The following is a 17,332-nucleotide window of genomic DNA, read 5'->3' on the forward strand; positions in this document are numbered from 1 at the left end:
TACTAGAGCAAGTCTCTCGTATCTACACCTGGAAGATCACCCCTCGATTTTAACTTTAAGATCCAAAACATTGGCATTAATTGTCACCCGGCCTGTAGTAAAGGGAACGGGTACATTGTTTACCTTGGCTTTGTTTTGGATGCTGGGATTAGAATACACATGTCCCAAGATAAGTTCCATGGAAGCATGTTCCGTAAAACGGTAGTCACCAATCAATCCAAGAAAATATTGAGTATCGGAAGGGAAAACGATGGTTCTAAGGCCATCTTCTTCAGGACCATCATCGATCATGCCTGCCAGCGCAATGCCTAATTTATCAGAGACTTGTTTACGTATCGCGGCAAGATAAGCATAAGAGGTATCGAAATGCATATCAAAAATAAAATTGGTAAATGGAGGTGGTGCTGCTGTGTTATAAAGTCTCACTTTTTGATTGGCGTTCCATTCGCTTTGAAAAACCTGTAGGTTGATGAGCCATTTGGGATTAAAAATATGGACATAACTGGCAACCGTTGTTGCTGGCATATAAAAACCGAATTGGAAATCAGGGTTGGCAGCTAATCCCAGATAACTGGTTCCGGAAGTATTTTGGCGAATTCTTGAATAATAAGTGATACCAAGGAAATTGGTATCATTCACTGCATAATTAATCCCCAAATTATAACCCACACCAAAACTAGAGGATCGGTTAATTAAATTCGCATAAGTGGATTGGCCAGTAGGAAAAGCCCAATTGACTTCATTCTTTAGCAGTACATTAAAGTTTATGCCACCACCAATTTGTAATTTTTTGCTAATCGCATAGGATATTTTGGGGCTTAGATCCACATCGGTCAGGTAATTTTGGGTCGCAGCATATCTTGTAAAAGCGTCGTTTCCCCAATCAAGATTGGAATTAAAAGGTTCGGTAAGATCTACTGCAACTACAGTCTTATCATTGAGGCGCTTGGCAACTCGACCATATGGCCAAACAATATAAGTACGCGAGTGATTAACTCCTGAGTCGTATTGAAACGTATTAAAATTTAAGGCGCTTCCCTTAAATTGCAAGTCAGCATAAGAACCGGTTCCTCCAATAAGCAAGATACCATTTTTTACTTTGAATAAGTCAGCAGGGTTGTTATAACTAATTCCTGCAAAATACTGTATCACATTCGCCTGGGCATTGAGAGTCAACAGGCATAATACTCCTGTAAATATTAATCGCATGATATTTCCGTGATTTTGGCAGCATTCTTAATGGAATGCTGCACTAATTGTTGAATTTAATTCTGGGTATTTGTTGTAGAGTCACTCGGAGGTGAGTTGGTTGATGTCCCAGTCTGTATTTCTGTATTGGTTTTGTTGGCATTATTTGTTGTATCACCAGGTGTTTGAGTTTGAGGAGTTGAGGTATTTGTAGTTGATGGAGTTGTATTAGTCGATGAATTGGTTTGTGGAGTATTAGCTGCTGTGCGTGGCATAGCAATCATTTGGTTGATGCCCAAATCACCGCTAATTTTTCGCCCTACAGTTAGATTGACGTTAAGTAATTGGGTTACCTTTTCCTTATCATTTTGATAGACAACTTGTAATGGTATAGTAATTTTCCATTGATTTTCTATAGCTTCAGTAACCTGTGGTTGACCATCAATTTGGCTGCTAACATGCAATTTTTGTGATTTAATGGCATCGAGATTACCTGATTTCTGTAATGCTGAATTAAAACTTAGCCATCCTTGATCTGTAAAGCAGGTTTGTAATCTTTGCAATTGAGCATCTACAGTAGCCGGGTCAAAATCAAATGACTGGATTATTGCTTTCTCTGCCCAGGTTAAAACTAGAGATTGATCTATTGTTTTTGTTTCGGCGGATATTTTGTAATCACAATTAATAACAGGTGCTGTTTGTTGTGAGGGAATTTGCTGTTGAGTAGGCTGCTGTGTCGTTTGTTGCTGTGTTGGTTGATTTTGCGAATTATTCTGGGTATTGGGGTTAGATTGTGGTTCACCGGACTGGGTCGATTGATTTGGTTGATTGTTTTGAATAGCTTGAGTCGGTTGTTGCCCGTTTGACTGCACGGGTTGGTTCACCTGATTTTGTTGAGAGTTTTGATTTGTGGCAGGAACCTGATTCGTTGACTCGGAAACTACATTAGTGCCAGTGGAGGATGAATTTTGAGATGATATCTCTTGTTGAGTTGCTTCAGAGTTCGCTTGAGTAGTGATTAGAGCAAATAAAGCACCCCACAGCACAGTTTTCTTCATGAAATATACTCCTCAATTAGTATCTAACAATTCTGCGATAATAAGTGCCGCTAGTCTAGCAGTTTTTTGTTCTGAATCTAGTGGCGGCGAAAGTTCTGCTATATCTAAACTTATTACTTTGCCACTTTGTATGAGGTATTTCAACAGGGGCATTATTTGCCAGGGAGAAAGACCCAGTGCTTGTGGGGCGCTTACACCTGGGGCGTAGCATTCGGCGAGAACATCCAGGCATATCGTTAAGTAAATGTAATCCAGATTGAGGATAAAATCATCAAGAAACGCAATTTGCCATGCCTGACTTTGCTCATAAATGTCTTCTGCTGACAGATAGCTCACATTTAATTCTTTCGCTTTTTCAAAAAGAGAAGGGGTGTTGCCAAATTTTTGAACACCAATGCAGCAATAATGAAAAGGCATTTTTTTTTCTTCGCAATAGGTGGCAATTTGAGAGAAAGGGGTACCTGAGTTTCCTAACTCTCCTTTTCTATAAGGGCGTATATCAAAATGGGCATCAAAGTTGATAATCCCTAATTTGGGATAGAGTGAGGACAATCCTTGATAGTGTGCCCAGGCTATTTCATGCCCTCCTCCAAAGGCACAGATCTGATGACCATTTTGATGGCAAAAATGAATTATTTGAGCAAATTGAGATTGTGCCAGTTCCAATTCATCGTTTTCACATACAATGTTTCCCAGATCTACATAATGCTTGTTATTATGGCATGGTAATTTGGCAAGTTGAGTTTTAATTTGATCGGGACCTAATTTTGCCCCTGTTCTGCCTAAATTACGTTTAATTCCGGCATCACTGGCAAATCCAAGAAATAGGGTTTTCTTGTCTTTGGTTACTAATTCATTTTGATTGTCAATAAAAGTAATTTTTTGAAAAAAACGTTCCTGATTGGCTGTGTCCTTTCTGCCTTGCCAAAGAGCAGGATTGGCGGGTCGATAGTTACTTAAATTATCAAACATCAAGTTCTCCTTTTTATGATATGGCTAGTTTCCAAGAGAAATACTAAATTCTCAAGATCTTCATTCATTTTTAATAAATTAGGGTATGACCTCGAATTAATGTACTGTTTATTTCTTATGGATAACAGCACAATGACACAGGCTATTGTAAATGTTTCTAACACGGAGCAAGTTGAGAAAAACCTATCCAAACTGTTTGTGGCAATGCTATTTTGGCAACCAGAAAAGCAACCTCTGTTGCAAAGACACATTACTCCTCATGCAAGAACATTGTGCAAAGCGCGCGAGCAAGTTAAATGGATGGTCAAAGATGGGGGTTTCTCCCCGGCACATCATCAGTTACTTGCATCGATGGTGTCTGTGGTGGATGAGAACAGCAGCACACTGGTTATACCAGGACTTGCTTTTATGGTTTTAGGCTCATGCTGGGATGAGCATGTGGCGGCTTACGCCGCCCAGCTTCTTCATCAACATGATGTCAATTCGGTCAAATCTGAGACACTTGCTGATGATTATCTAGCGTCATCTGGTCTTCAAGTTGCGATTTGAGATCGATAAAATCGTTTGTTCTTACTTTACATAATGCTGTCATGGCAACCAAATCGAGCGACGCGCGGCCATCCCGAGGCAATCCACCCACCATGAGGCCCGCCAACGGCGACCGGGCCTTTATATATCGCAAAATCAACCGACAACTTAGAAACCCCATTAAACCAATTTTCATCTTTTCCAGTAGTCCAATTATAGAATTGTTTTGATGAATTTGGCTGTGAGATAAACTTAGGAACAGGGTAAAATGGTTCATTAGAACAGTATTCATCTACAACATGCATAGGTAGTCGTTTTTGCGCAGCTCCAACACCTTCTCGCCATTGCTTATCAATGGTCTCCCAATTTTTAGCTCCTGGTTCGTTTATCGAATCCACTTGCGTTTGCAGCTCTTTGATGATGGTATTATTGAAATCAAAATGCGTTTCAGTGATTGCTTTCCCATTAAGCCTATAAGTGACACCAATTGTGTTCACTTTGTTGTATTGAGCAAGCAATTTTTCGAATACCTTTTTGCCTTGTTTCTATTCACTTAGGATAATTTATGAAGGGATTGTACGCGAAACAATTGAAAGACTAAATGGCTAAGTGATTTTAATTTGGACATAAAGAGAGCGCGATCAGAACTATTCTTACATTAATTCGAGGTCACACCTTAAAATTGGGCAGTTCAGAAGATCTTTCCTTGCTCTAAAATAAAACGTGCAGGTTATGCAAGAAGTCTAATGTCTGGTATTATTTCACCTATTGTTTTCTATATTGATGAGGAAATTGTGTATCTCATTACTGGTGGGGGTAGTGGCATAGGAAAAGCTTTGGCGTTTGCTTTGGCAAAGCGCAATAAACAGGTGTTCATTGTGGGGCGCAGGGAAAATGTACTGCAAGAAACCGCTTCTTTGTCTTCAAATATTCATTATTTATGTGCGGACGTATCCACTCCTCAAGGCAGAGAGTTAATCAAATCCAGTTTAAGTGCTACTCCTCAAATTAATGGTTTGATAAACAATGCAGGAACTCTGGAACCCACCCTTCTTTTAAAAGATGTTCCTTTTGCAAAGTGGCATCAGGCATTAAATACCAATATAGACACGGCACTTTTCCTGCCACAACTCTTGTATGATAAATTGTCAGGCGGCCGAGTGTTAAATGTTGGATCAGGTGCTGCTTATTTTCCTATCAAAGGATGGGGAGCCTATTGTGTATCTAAAGCGGCCTTGTCTATGTTAACGCGATGCTGGCAGATTGAATCCGATTCACTTGCCTTTGCCAGCGTGATGCCTGGAATTATCGATACTCATATGCAGGCGATAGCTAGAAATGGACTCAACCTTGATCCAGAGCAGGTCAATTTTTACAGACGCTTAAAAGAACATAATCGTTTGATATCACCCGAGACAGTAGCAGAATTTTTTATTTGGCTGCTGTTGGATATTGATAAAGAAACGTATGTATCCAAAGAGTGGGATATATATGACACAACTCACCATTCTGCCTGGTTGAAACCTCCTCACCAAGTACTTCATTGGGAATTTTAATGTTTGCCTGTGATGAATTATTGTTAAATGCAAGCACAATTGATGCCAAAGGGTTACAACTTTCTAATCAGGCCATTGCTATAAGAAAAGGCAGGATAGAATGGTGTGGCTCTCAGGATCATTTACCTGTCCATTTTCAGGAACGTGCCAAATCAAGAAAGGATTGTCACGGCCAATTAATTACCCCGGGATTAATTGATTGTCATACTCATTTGGTTTATGCAGGCCATAGGGCGGCAGAATTTCGATTAAAATTGGAAGGAGTTACTTACGCTGATATTGCCAAATCAGGTGGCGGTATATTATCAACAGTGAAAATGACACGAGATGCCTCTGAAGAAGAGTTAATTGGCCAATCATTACCAAGACTTCTCGCCCTAAAAAATGAAGGGGTAATGACTGTTGAAATTAAGTCAGGCTACGGCCTTGATTTGCAGAATGAATTGAAAATGCTCAGAGTTGCCAGGCAGTTAGGGCAAATGACAGGAATCAGGGTGAAAACAACGTTTCTGGGAGCGCATGCTGTAGGGCCTGAATTTAAAGGAAATAGCCAGGCTTATGTCGATTTTCTTTGTAATGAGATGTTGCCAGCAGCTAAAAATATGGATTTGGTGGATGCCGTGGATGTTTTTTGTGAATCCATAGCTTTTTCCTTAAGACAGACCGAGCAAATTTTTCAAGTCGCCAAGGATTTAAATTTGCCAATAAAATGCCATGCTGAACAATTATCTAATATGGGAGCCAGTTCTTTGGCTGCTGATTATGGCGCATTATCCTGTGATCATCTGGAGTTTTTGGATGAAAAAGGCGCATTAAGTATGGCAAAAGCTAATACGGTCGCTGTTTTACTTCCAGGTGCTTTTTATTTCCTTAGAGAAAAACAAAAACCACCCGTTGAGATATTGCGAGGGGTTGGTGTTGGTATGGCTATTGCCACGGATTCAAACCCGGGTTCTTCTCCAACGACTTCCTTGTTATTAATGATGAGTATGGCCTGTCAATTTTTCTCTATGTCTATTCCTGAAGTGTTATCTGCAGTAACCTATCAGGCTTCCAGAGCTTTAGGGTTAGAAAGGGATATTGGGAGTATTGAGGTGGGCAAGATTGCTGATTTGGTTTTATGGTCTATAAAAGATAGTGCTGCACTATGTTATTATTTTGCTTATCCATTACCACATCAAACGATGGTGGCTGGTCAGTGGATATCCTGAGAGGATACTTGATTGGAGATAAACAATGCCGATACAAATGAATTTATTCAATAAAATTGGTCTGATGTTTGGACTATTATGTTATTCGTTTCTTGCCTCAGCGATTACAACAGAGGTTATTAAAAAAGAAACAGCGGAGTATTTGTTAGATGTAAAATATCCTCAGGGATTTCAAAATAACGGAGTAAATCAGGCGGTAAAAGAATTTATTATTAATCAGCAAAAAAGTTTTATGAATGAATTATCTGAAGATGCTGATACGCCAGCGGATGCTCCAGGTAAAACCGGTTTAAATATTACTTATGCAATTCCTTATCAATCAGCTAATGCTCTAAGTGTTCGGTTTAATATTTCCATCTATCATCGTGGCGCTGCTCATCCCTCAAATACCGTAAAGGTACTCAACTTTATCAAGAGTCAACCTGTACAGTTGTCTGATTTGTTTGTGCCGGGTTCAGATTATTTGCAGCCAATCGCTAACCTTGCTAAAAAAGAAATCACAGCCAAGAAAATTTCAGATGAAAACTGGATTAAAGAAGGAACTAAACCTACGCAGGAAAATTATAGTATTTGGCATTTTACCAAAAACGGGATTGCAATTGTTTTTAATACATACCAGGTGGCAGCTTATGTTTACGGAGAGCAAACAGTGGATGTCCCATTGTCACTAATTTCTGCTATGGTAAAACCGGAAATTTCCAAAGCAGTGTGGGGTAATTGATGTCTGATACTCCATTTATTGCAGCGAATAAAAAAGTAGCTGAACTCACTTTAAGAGTCATTATCCTGGCGATAATTTTGACAGTTTTACTGGCCATGTCCAATGCTTATCTGGCGCTTAAGCTCGGTATATTAACCTCCGCTTCAATTCCTGCCGCTATTATTTCCATGGGGATTTTGAGATTCTTTAAAAATTCAACCATTCTTGAAAACAATGCGGTTCAAACGGCAGCCTCTGCGGGTGAAGCTGTTGCAGGTGGTATTGTTTATACCATTCCAGCACTTATTATCATTGGGTTTTGGAACCACTTTGATTACGTCACTAACTTTTTTATTGCTGTTTGTGGTGGCATCCTGGGCGTTTTGTTTTCTATTCCTTTGCGCCGCATTCTCGTTAATGACCAAAGTCTGAAGTTTCCTGAAGGAAGGGCAATTGCGGAAGTTTTGAAATCTTCAGCAGACAAGGTTGGTATTAAAGACATTTTTCTTGGCGGGGTTGTAGGCGGACTTATCGAGTTATTGCAAGTTGGTTTCAAAGTCATTGCGAGCAGCTGGAACTATTGGTTTGTTGTAAAACGCTCTCTGTTTGGTTTAGGTGCTGGTTTCTCTGCAACTATGATAGGTGCCGGGTATCTTGTCGGCCATGATATGGCGATCAGCATTTTTCTTGGGGCAGTCATATCGTGGTTGATTGCTTTACCCATAACCAGTCAGTTTTACCCTGATTTTTTAAACGAATATCCCGCAGAACAAGCGACCACTTTGTTATGGAACAGTGAAATGCGCTATTTAGGGATAGGGGCCATGTTGTTTGCCGGTATTTGGACCTTTATAAAATTAGTGAAGCCACTCACCAGAAGTGTCAAGACATCATTTAGAACTTATATGTCCAAGAGCAAGTTCAGAGAACAATATCCTCGCACTGAAAAAGATATTCCCATGCCATTTATATTGATGGGAATTGGATTGATGGCAGGAATACTTTTCTTGTTCTTTCAAATCATTTTTCCATTAGGGCAGGTGGGACTGGAGAATGATTTTTCACCTACCATTGTGTTTATTGGTGTTATTTATGTTTTAGTTGTAGGTTTTTTATTCTCAGTAATTACAGCCTATTTTTCCGGAATGGTAGGAGTTACTGCAAGTCCTGGAAGTTCAGTGGTTATCTCAGGTATGCTTTTTGCCGCATGGTTGTTGCTTTCAGCAATTAATCACCTATTGCCTCTTCCATTAAGTGCACATCAAATTCAAGCTGCAGAAGCCATTACTATTATTATTGGTGCGGTAGTTACGGGTATCGCTGCTATCGCTAATGACAACACACAAGATTTAAAAGTGGGACAATTAGTTGGGGCTACTCCATGGAAACAGGAGGTCATGTTGCTGTTAGGGGTTGTTATTTCTGCTTTGGTTATTCCTCCAGTCATGCAGATTTTATTTAATGTCTATGGTATAGCAGGAGTAATGCCTCGTGCTGGAATGGATATAACCCAATCGTTACCCGCTCCGACAGCCGCATTAATGGCAGCTATCACCGAAGCCGTATTTAGAAACTCATTGCCCTGGAATATGATGTTGGCTGGCTCATGCATTATTTTGTTGGTTATTTTTCTTAATCGAATTTTGAATATAAAACGCTTTCTTAATGTATCTATTTTAGGTATTGCCATTGGTATGTACTTACCTCTTTCCTCATCAGTCCCTTTATTTATTGGAGGAATGATCGCCTTATTTGTTCAAAATCGTTTAGGACGAGTGAAAATTAACTCAGAAGAATCTACCAGTAGAAAGCAAAAGGGTACTCTTATTGCCTGTGGCCTGGTAGCTGGGTCAGCGATTATGGATGTGCTACTGGCTATACCGTTTTCTATTTTTCATAGCCCTGATGCGTTACAACTGGTAGGGCCATCGTGGAAACAATATGGAGTGTATTTAGGAGTCTTTTCTACTTTTCTTTTGGCATGGTGGATAAGTCATCGTGTCTGTAGAAGCAAAATTTGAGCTCAATGAAGAGGTCATTTTGACCATTTTATATCTTTTCTTTTAGGTTGTGCCACGCGAGCAGCCAACCTTAAAGGTGTTGTTTTTTGGATGTTTATTGAATCCCAAACCATCCGCCGGTATCTCCGCCTGCCCAACAACTGTTATTTTGACAGGCAGGAATCTTTTCAGCACAAAGCTGTTTGAATTGATAAGCAGCACTGATGTCTTGATTTTTATATCCATCAGGCTGGCAAATTCGGGCATCATATTGTCCTTTGACTCGAATTTGTCCCATGACAGAAATGGTTGGAGAAATGGCGTAGACACCAGTGTTATGTGAATAACAAGCAATATAGCATCCTGGATAATCTGCATAGCTGTTGTCGGTTGGTAAGAGTACCTTTTTTGCTCCCGGGTAAGGATGATTGACAACTCCAGCGCCCTCAATGACGTAAACAGGAAACGGTGAAGGGAGCAGCTCTTTATTGGAGTTGGGAATATTCTCAGATAGATCAATAGCGAAAGAGCTCGTAGTTAATAAAATACCAGGAATAATATACAGTATTTTTTTCATTACTATTCCCTCCAAAGGCAATGCCTTAATATTGATCATTCAGGGTTATAAAAGTTAAATATGTGCTTTTTGTATTAAACATATCTTACATTATAGGTTATTTTCATGTGAGGGTCTGAGGAACCAATTTTTACCTTCGACCAGGCGTGCAATCATCATACTGCAAGCACTATTACTTGTTACGTTGACCATTGTCGCTATGGGATCAATGATAATACTGATGGCAGCAACAGCAATTAAAACAGAAGGCGGAAAACCATATACTGATAAAATTAACAATTCTCCCAGCATCCCCCCGCTAGGAATTGCTCCCATCACTGTGCCCACCAACAAAGAAACCCCCAACGCCATCAAAAGAACGGGCAAGCTGGTAAAAGGTAAATGAAATATCCCGAATAAAAAGGCAATTTTAAAAATACCACCCATGACTGATCCATCTTTATGAATTATGGAGCCTAAGGGTATTGATGTTTCATAGATTTCAGCAGGAATTCGCATGGATTTGGTTGCCATTAAATTGGCAGGAATACTGGCGGCACTACTACAAGTTGCTATTGAGGTCGCTACAGGAAGGAAAATATTTCTCCAGAATAGCCGGATACCCTGAAATTTTCCCGCCAAATAAGCATACGCAGTTAACGCGAAGAAAAAGTAGAACACGGAAGCCGTATAGTAGAGTATGGCAATGCGTAAATAATTTCCCATTAATTGGGGGCCAATTTCACTTACTATTACTGCAAAATAGGCAAAAAAACCAATAGGAGCATAATACATAATCAAGCGAAATACTGACATGAATACTTCTTCTCCTGCTTTTAAGAAGGAATTGAAAATTGCTCCTTTTTCTTTGGAATAAACTACAGCTAATCCTACTAAAATTGAAAACAGTATTAATGCCAGAATATGCTCATGGGAAAATAATTTTGAAAATTCAGGTACAGTAAAAATCTCTATCAATCGATCAGAGATATTTGTCGGGGAGAGTTGCTTTGAACTTTCCAAGAGGACAGGCATGTTTTGCGCTGGAGGGAAAAGTAATACTATGAAAAGGGCATAAACTGCAGCGACTATTCCTGTAAATAAGAATACCACTGCCATTGAGTAGAATATTTTACCTAATTTGCCAATGGAGCCAGTTCTTGCAATGGCTGAGGATACACTAAAAAAAATAAGAGGAACGATAGTAGTAAAAATCAAATTAAGAAAAATATCGCCAAAGGGTTTTAACCAGGCAACGTTTTGATTGAAGGCATATCCTGTTAAGCCACCAAGTAGAATAGATAACAGCAAAATGATGGGAAAAATATAGGATTTAAGCGTATTGAATTGAGTTGCCACGAGAAGACATCCTTTCTTTAAAATAATCGGGTTTACGCCATTTGTTCCTTACAGTCACGTATAGAATAATGATTTAAGTTGAACCATGACTGTAAGGAGGAGGCTATTAGAGAACATTAAGTCATAATGATTCAATCCTGATTTTATGTTGCAACAGTTTATCTTTAGCCTGTTGAGCCTGAGCTAATTTTTCCTTTTCTTTGGCAATGATTTCTTCAGGTGCTTTATCAGTGAATTTAGGGTTATTTAATTTACCCTGAGCCAGATCGATATCTTTATTCAATTTGGCAAGTTCTTTATTCAGTCTTGATAACTCTGATTCCTTATCAATCAAATCTGCCATTGGAATCAACAGCTCAATTTCACCTAATACCGCAGTGGCTGAAACAGGAACTTTCTCATCAGGAGCAAGATAATTAATATTATCTATCTTGCTCAGCGTTTTGAGTATTTTTTCATACTTTGCGACACGCTCCTTTAATTCAGGAGTGATATTGCGTATATATAAAGGTATTAACTTGGCGGGTGAGATAGACATTTCACTGCGTATGGTTCGTAGTGACTGAATGGCTGACTTTAACCAATCCAATTCTTCCTCAATAGCGGGATTTATGAATTCCTCATTGACTTTGGGATAAGTGCTTAGCATGATACTGACCCCATTTTCACTGGTAAATTTGGTGGTTTTTTGCCAAATCTCTTCTGTAATAAATGGCATCAAAGGATGAAGAAGCTTCAATATTTGATCAAGAACATGAATTAAAGTTCTTCGCGTCCCTCTTTTCATTGCACTTAAAGCCTGTTCATCTTGTAGTATGGGCTTGGATAACTCCAGATACCAGTCGCAGTACTCGTGCCAGACAAATTCGTATAGCGTATTAGCCAGGAGATCAAACCGGTAGGTTTCAAAATAGTGATGCACCTTACTCACTGTATTTTGTAGACGGGATAGTATCCATTGATCAGCTGGGCTGTATTGAAATGCGCCATCTCCGAAATCAATTTGCTCTTCGTCTGTATTTAATAAGACATAGCGAGCTGCATTCCATAATTTATTGCAAAAATTTCTATAGCCTTCGACTCGTCCTAAATCAAAGCGCACATTACGTCCAGTTGATGCAAGAGAGCAGTAAGTGAATCGCAGTGCGTCTGTTCCATAAGCACTGATTCCTTCGGGGAATTCCTTACGAGTAGCTTTTGTAATTCTGTCACGAACCGAGTTTAACATCAGATTAGAAGTTCGTTTGGCTATTAAAGAATCCAGATCAATTCCATCTACAATATCCAGTGGATCCAGTACATTCCCTTTGGATTTAGACATCTTGTGCCCCTCACTGTCGCGAATCAAACCAGTTATAAAGACTTCTTTAAAAGGAATTTTTCCAGTGAACTTTAGCCCCATCATGATCATACGGGCAACCCAGAAAAATATAATATCAAATCCGGTGACAAGGACAGAAGTAGGATAAAATTGTTCTAATTCGGGAGTACGCTCAGGCCAGCCTAATGTTGAAAAAGGCCATAGTGCTGATGAAAACCAGGTGTCAAGAACATCTTCATCTTGCTTCAGGGGGGTAGATTGTTCAATTTTATATTTAAAACGAACGTCATTTTCACTGTAGCCTACATAAATATTACCATGATTATCATACCACGCAGGAATTCTATGTCCCCACCATAGTTGGCGGCTGATACACCAGTCTTCGATATTATCCATCCATTGGAAATAGGTTTTATCCCAAGTCTCGGGAATAAAGCGAATGTCTCCTTTTTTTACAGCGGCGATAGCAGGTTCTGCCAATGGCTTGGTTTTGACATACCATTGATCAGTTAATAAAGGCTCGATGATGACATTCGATTTTTCACCTCGAGGTACCTTTAATTTATGAGGTTCAGTTTTGGCCAGTAAACCTTCCTTTTCCAAATCTTTGATGATTTGTTCACGGGCAACAAATCTATCCATCCCTTGATATTTTAAGGGGGCGTTTTTATTAATTGTCCCTTTCTTGGTTAAAATATTGATTTGGGGTAATTGATGACGTTTGCCTACTTCATGATCGTTAAAATCATGAGCAGGGGTAATTTTTACACATCCACTCCCAAATTCCTTGTCGACGTATTCATCCGCAATAACGGGTATTGTTCTATCACATAATGGCAGATGAACTTGTTTTCCAATAAGATGTTTGAAACGTGGATCATCGGGGTGGACGGCAACAGCGGAATCACCAAGTAAGGTTTCCGGGCGTGTGGTAGCAACTATCAGAAATTCTTCGGAATCAACAACAGGATAGCGAATGTGCCAAAGAAAACCATCTTCTTCTTCAGAGAGAACTTCAAGATCTGAAACAGCAGTGCCCAGTTTGGGATCCCAATTCACCAGGCGGGTTCCTCGGTAAATAAGTCCTTCTTCGTAAAGCTGTACAAATACCTTTTGTACAGCAGCGGACAATCCTTCATCCATAGTGAAACGTTCTCTGTTCCAATCGACTGAAGCACCTAAACGTCTCATTTGTTGCGTGATGGTATTACCGGATTCTTCTTTCCATTGCCACACTTTATCCAGAAATTGTTCACGAGTGAGATCTTTTCTTGATAGACCTTCAGCTTCCAGTTGACGTTCAACAACAAGTTGAGTTGAGATGCCGGCATGATCAGTACCTGGCTGCCATAAAGTCCTATCACCAAGCATGCGATGATATCTGGTTAATGCATCCATTATAGTGTGTTGAAAACCATGCCCCATATGGAGGCTTCCTGTTACATTAGGCGGCGGAAGCATAATACAAAATCGTTTACCCTCACCACGTGGTTGAAAGTAATGATGACTTTCCCATTTTTTATAAATGGCTTGTTCTATTGCTTCCGGAGAGTAAGTTTTATCCATCATCGTATAGCCTGTACTGGTAAAAACTTACAATTTTATCATAGAGTATGGGAATTTAGCCATTTTAAAAAAACAGGAACTCAGGAAAAAATCATTATAGTCCCACGAGTTTTAAAGGACCGCTTCCCTACTTACCGCTGCTTATCAGCAGTATCACAAAGGGCGACTGGAGGCTTCGGACAGGCCGAAGCACGTAGGCTGTTTGATGAATTATTTAAAGATCAATAGGATTTATTACGCAAAAGTCGAATGTCGAATTACTGTATCTCCACAGGTTCGTTTGGTTTGTGTCGATGATCTTCCGCTAAATAGGTATATAAAGTAGGTACTACAAACAGGGTAAAACAGGTACCTATTAATAAACCTGTGGAGATAACGAGCCCTATGTCGAATCGACTTGCAGCTCCAGCGCCACTGGCAATAAGAAGAGGAATTACCCCAAATACCATGGCAGCTGTGGTCATTAATATAGGTCGTAATCGAATTCCAGCGGCTTCTTCAACAGCAGCTCGTTTATCAAGATTTTTTTCACGTTGCAAATGATTGGCAAAATCTACTATCAATATTCCATGTTTACTGATGAGTCCGATTAAAGTAATCAAACCAACCTGGGTATAGATATTAATTGTAGCTACTCCCAGGTTAAGCGGGATAAGAGCACCACAGATGGACATGGGTACGCTAATCAGGACAATTAAAGGATCGCGAAAACTCTCATACTGTGCTGCCAGCACTAAAAAGATAACAACAATAGCAAAAAGGAATGCAAAGATGAGAGCACTTCCTTCTTGCATAAATTGCCTGGACTCTCCTCCATAATCATAAGTAAATCCTTTGGGCAAGACTTCCTGGGCTGCTTTTTGTAAAAATTCCAAACCTTGGCCCAATGTCTTGCCTGGCGTCATCACCGCCTGAATTGTTGCAGAGTTGAGTTGTTGGAAATGGGTCGCTGCATTGGGTTGAGTTTTTTCGGTTGGGGTTACTACTGTGGATAATGGAACCATAGTGCCGTTCAGCGTTTTCACATAAATTTGGCCTAATTGTTCTATAGTAAGGCGGAATTTGCGTGCCAGTTGTGGGATTACCTGGTAGCTTCGACCTTCCAGATTGAAGTAATTGATGTAGTTTCCGGATAGGGCACTTGTCAGGCTGCTTCCAAGCGCTCTCATATCCAGACCCATTTCGGAAGCTTTTGCTCGATTGATGCTAAACTCCACCTGTGGTTGATTAAATTTAAGGGAATTGTCTATGTAAATGAACAGCCCGCTACTCCTGGCTTTTTCAGTTAGCTTGTTTGACACATCCATTAAACTCTGGAAATCATTAGTTGTCTTAATCACAAATTGTACGGCAGGACCGCCACCGCCGCCAGGAAGGGGAGGTGGGACAATAGCGAAAGCATTAAGTCCTGCAATTTTAGATAACTCTTTCTGTAAAGGTTCTTTTAGAGCAAACTGACTTTTTTTCCTTTGATCCCATGGTTTCAAAACCATTCCTGAAATAGGTTGGCTCATGTTAACCGTAAAATAGTTTTCTGTTTCAGGAAAACTTTTATAAATGGCATCAAAGGGTTTTGTAAAGGCTTCTATATAATTCAGGGTAGCGTATTGTGGTGCAGTGGCCATTACAAAAAAGAAGCCCTGATCTTCATCCGGTGCGGTTTCAGCGGCTGTGTTCGAATATAAATAGGGCAACATTAAAATCACCACCCCGGCTAACAGCAACATCATTTCTCGAGTGTTCAATAAGCTATGAAGTGTATTCTGGTAAACGCGTTTCAATTTGTTAAAAAACTCATCCAGAAAAATAGCAAATTTTCCACTAGTGGCTTCTGCGGATAAAATCTTGGAGCACATCATGGGAGACAGCGTTAAGGCAATAACCCCTGAAATAATAACCGCACTTGCCAGAGTAAAGGCAAACTCCTTGAACAAAGCACCAGTTAATCCGCTCATAAATCCTATCGGTGCGTAAACAGCCGCAAGGGTAATCGTCATTGCGATAACCGGGGTAGCAATTTCTCGGGCGCCTATTATTGCGGCTTCAAAAGGAGTTTTCCCTTCTTCCAAATGGCGATGCACATTTTCTACCACTACAATGGCGTCATCCACTACCAATCCTATTGCCAAGACAAAAGCAAGAAGGGTAAGCAAGTTGATACTGTAGCCTAGTATGAGCATCAAAGTACAAACACCAACCAATGACAGCGGAATGGTTACTACAGGAATAAGCACTGAACGAACGGAGCCTAAAAATAAAAAGATAACGATGATAACAATGACTGCGGCTTCAATGATGGTTTCCATTACTTCATGGATAGATGCTCTAATGAATGCTGTTGCATCGTAGACTATTGTGCCAGTTAGTGACGGCGGGAATTCTCTGACTATCGAAGGAAACAATTTTCTTGCGTCGTTGATTACTGTGAGTGGGTTAGCCGTTGGTGTTGGAGTGATCGAAATAAAGACTGCTTTTTTACTGTTGAAAGTCACTGAGCTATCATAATTTTGTGAACCCAGCTCCACTTTAGCGATGTCCCTAAGCCTGATTATTGACCCCTTATCACTTTTTACGATCAATCTTTCGAATTCGTCGACATTATTCAAATCAGTTTTAGCCGTCACATTGATGGCTACGTATTCACTTTTAGTATTTCCGGCTGCGGTTAGGAAATTGTTGCTGGCTAAAACAGCAGATACATCTGCTGGAGTGACGTTAAGTGCTGCCATTTTAATTGGATCCATGAATATTCGCATGGAGTAGGTTTGGCCACCTAAAATATCAGCTTTGGCTACTCCATCCACTGTTTGCAGCTGGGGTTGAACGACGCGGGTAGCATAGTCAGTAATTTGTTGAGGAGTCATATCCTTACTGTCCAGACTAATGTACATCAATGCCGTTGACGAATCTGATTTTTTCAAGATAACGGGTTGTTGTGACTCTTTAGGTAATTGATTAAGAGTTTGTTGCACTTTACTCATGACATCCGTAAAAGCAATTTGAGGATCGAAATTAAGCTTGATATTGAGGGTAATTGTGCTAAGGCCTTGTTGGCTGGATGAGGTCATATAATCTATTCCTTCAGCACTAGCAACGGCGCTTTCAAGAGGAGTCGTGATAAATCCAGCTATGAGTTCAGCGTCAGCGCCAGGATAACCGGTCATTATGGTTATTACTGTATTCTCCATTTTAGGGTATTGGCGAATTTGCATTTTATAGATGGAATTTATCCCGAATAGAAAAATCAACATACTGACCACTATGGAGAGAACCGGGCGCTTGATGAATAGATCTGTGAATTTCATAAGTTATCCTGC

General features: G+C 40.0%; 12 protein-coding genes and 1 pseudogene. 5 read left to right on the plus strand and 8 right to left on the minus strand.

Translation table 11 applies throughout. From position 1 onward, the window contains the following. Positions 1-36: 36 nt before the first annotated feature. Genes EL201_RS03655 through hutG form a run of 3 tightly spaced genes read right to left on the minus strand, consistent with a single transcriptional unit; the run spans position 37 to position 3,218 of the window. Complete coding sequence (locus EL201_RS03655) at positions 37-1,209, minus strand: OmpP1/FadL family transporter (RefSeq protein ID WP_011214917.1); 1,173 nt, start codon at positions 1,207-1,209, stop codon at positions 37-39. A gap of 56 nt (positions 1,210-1,265) precedes the next feature. Next, entirely contained in the window at positions 1,266-2,246 is a 981-nt protein-coding gene (locus EL201_RS03660; RefSeq protein WP_027223753.1) for a DotI/IcmL family type IV secretion protein, read from the minus strand. 12 nt (positions 2,247-2,258) lie between these two features. Next, positions 2,259-3,218: a formimidoylglutamase gene (gene hutG, locus EL201_RS03665; protein ID WP_027223754.1), complete on the minus strand. Its 960-nt coding sequence runs from the start codon at positions 3,216-3,218 to the stop codon at positions 2,259-2,261. 132 nt (positions 3,219-3,350) lie between these two features. Between hutG and EL201_RS15800 the strand changes: the two genes are divergently transcribed. Continuing rightward, entirely contained in the window at positions 3,351-3,767 is a 417-nt protein-coding gene (locus tag EL201_RS15800; RefSeq protein ID WP_027223755.1) for a hypothetical protein, read from the plus strand. Here the strand turns inward: EL201_RS15800 and EL201_RS03675 are convergent. After that, positions 3,706-4,291: pseudogene (locus EL201_RS03675) on the minus strand (F-box protein); the annotation flags it as partial. The gene EL201_RS15800 and the pseudogene EL201_RS03675 sit on opposite strands and share 62 nt — an antisense overlap. Before the next feature lie 201 nt (positions 4,292-4,492). Here EL201_RS03675 and EL201_RS03680 point away from each other — a divergent pair. The 4 genes from EL201_RS03680 to EL201_RS03695 are packed head-to-tail and all read left to right on the plus strand — an operon-like array spanning position 4,493 to position 9,234. Next, a complete protein-coding gene (locus tag EL201_RS03680; protein ID WP_027223756.1) occupies positions 4,493-5,302 on the plus strand; it encodes an SDR family NAD(P)-dependent oxidoreductase in 810 nt (269 codons plus the stop codon). Next, on the plus strand, positions 5,302-6,513 hold the full coding sequence (hutI, locus tag EL201_RS03685) for an imidazolonepropionase (RefSeq protein WP_027223757.1): 1,212 nt from the start codon (positions 5,302-5,304) through the stop codon (positions 6,511-6,513). The genes EL201_RS03680 and hutI overlap by 1 nt, the downstream gene beginning before the upstream one ends. 25 nt (positions 6,514-6,538) lie before the next feature. After that, positions 6,539-7,234 carry an RsiV family protein gene (locus tag EL201_RS03690; RefSeq protein ID WP_027223758.1) on the plus strand — a complete coding sequence of 232 codons (696 nt, stop codon included), beginning with the start codon at positions 6,539-6,541 and terminating at the stop codon, positions 7,232-7,234. Then, positions 7,234-9,234 carry an OPT family oligopeptide transporter gene (locus tag EL201_RS03695; RefSeq protein WP_027223759.1) on the plus strand — a complete coding sequence of 667 codons (2,001 nt, stop codon included), beginning with the start codon at positions 7,234-7,236 and terminating at the stop codon, positions 9,232-9,234. The genes EL201_RS03690 and EL201_RS03695 overlap by 1 nt, the downstream gene beginning before the upstream one ends. Positions 9,235-9,328: 94 nt before the next feature. Here the strand turns inward: EL201_RS03695 and EL201_RS03700 are convergent, their stop codons facing one another. The 4 genes from EL201_RS03700 to EL201_RS03715 form a co-directional block, all read right to left on the minus strand. Beyond that, the gene (locus tag EL201_RS03700) at positions 9,329-9,790 is read right to left on the minus strand and encodes a hypothetical protein (protein WP_027223760.1); all 462 of its coding nucleotides are present in this window, start codon (positions 9,788-9,790) and stop codon (positions 9,329-9,331) included. A gap of 90 nt (positions 9,791-9,880) precedes the next feature. Then, the gene (locus EL201_RS03705; protein WP_027223761.1) at positions 9,881-11,128 is read right to left on the minus strand and encodes a dicarboxylate/amino acid:cation symporter; all 1,248 of its coding nucleotides are present in this window, start codon (positions 11,126-11,128) and stop codon (positions 9,881-9,883) included. 121 nt (positions 11,129-11,249) lie between these two features. Beyond that, positions 11,250-14,015 carry a valine--tRNA ligase gene (locus EL201_RS03710; RefSeq protein ID WP_027223762.1) on the minus strand — a complete coding sequence of 922 codons (2,766 nt, stop codon included), beginning with the start codon at positions 14,013-14,015 and terminating at the stop codon, positions 11,250-11,252. A gap of 257 nt (positions 14,016-14,272) precedes the next feature. Further along, positions 14,273-17,320, minus strand: coding sequence for an efflux RND transporter permease subunit (locus EL201_RS03715; protein ID WP_027223763.1), 3,048 nt, complete (start codon positions 17,318-17,320; stop codon positions 14,273-14,275). Between the last annotated feature and the right edge of the window lie 12 nt (positions 17,321-17,332).

Origin of the sequence: Legionella pneumophila subsp. pascullei, assembly GCF_900637585.1 — a bacterium.
Taxonomy (GTDB): Bacteria; Pseudomonadota; Gammaproteobacteria; order Legionellales; family Legionellaceae; genus Legionella; species Legionella pascullei.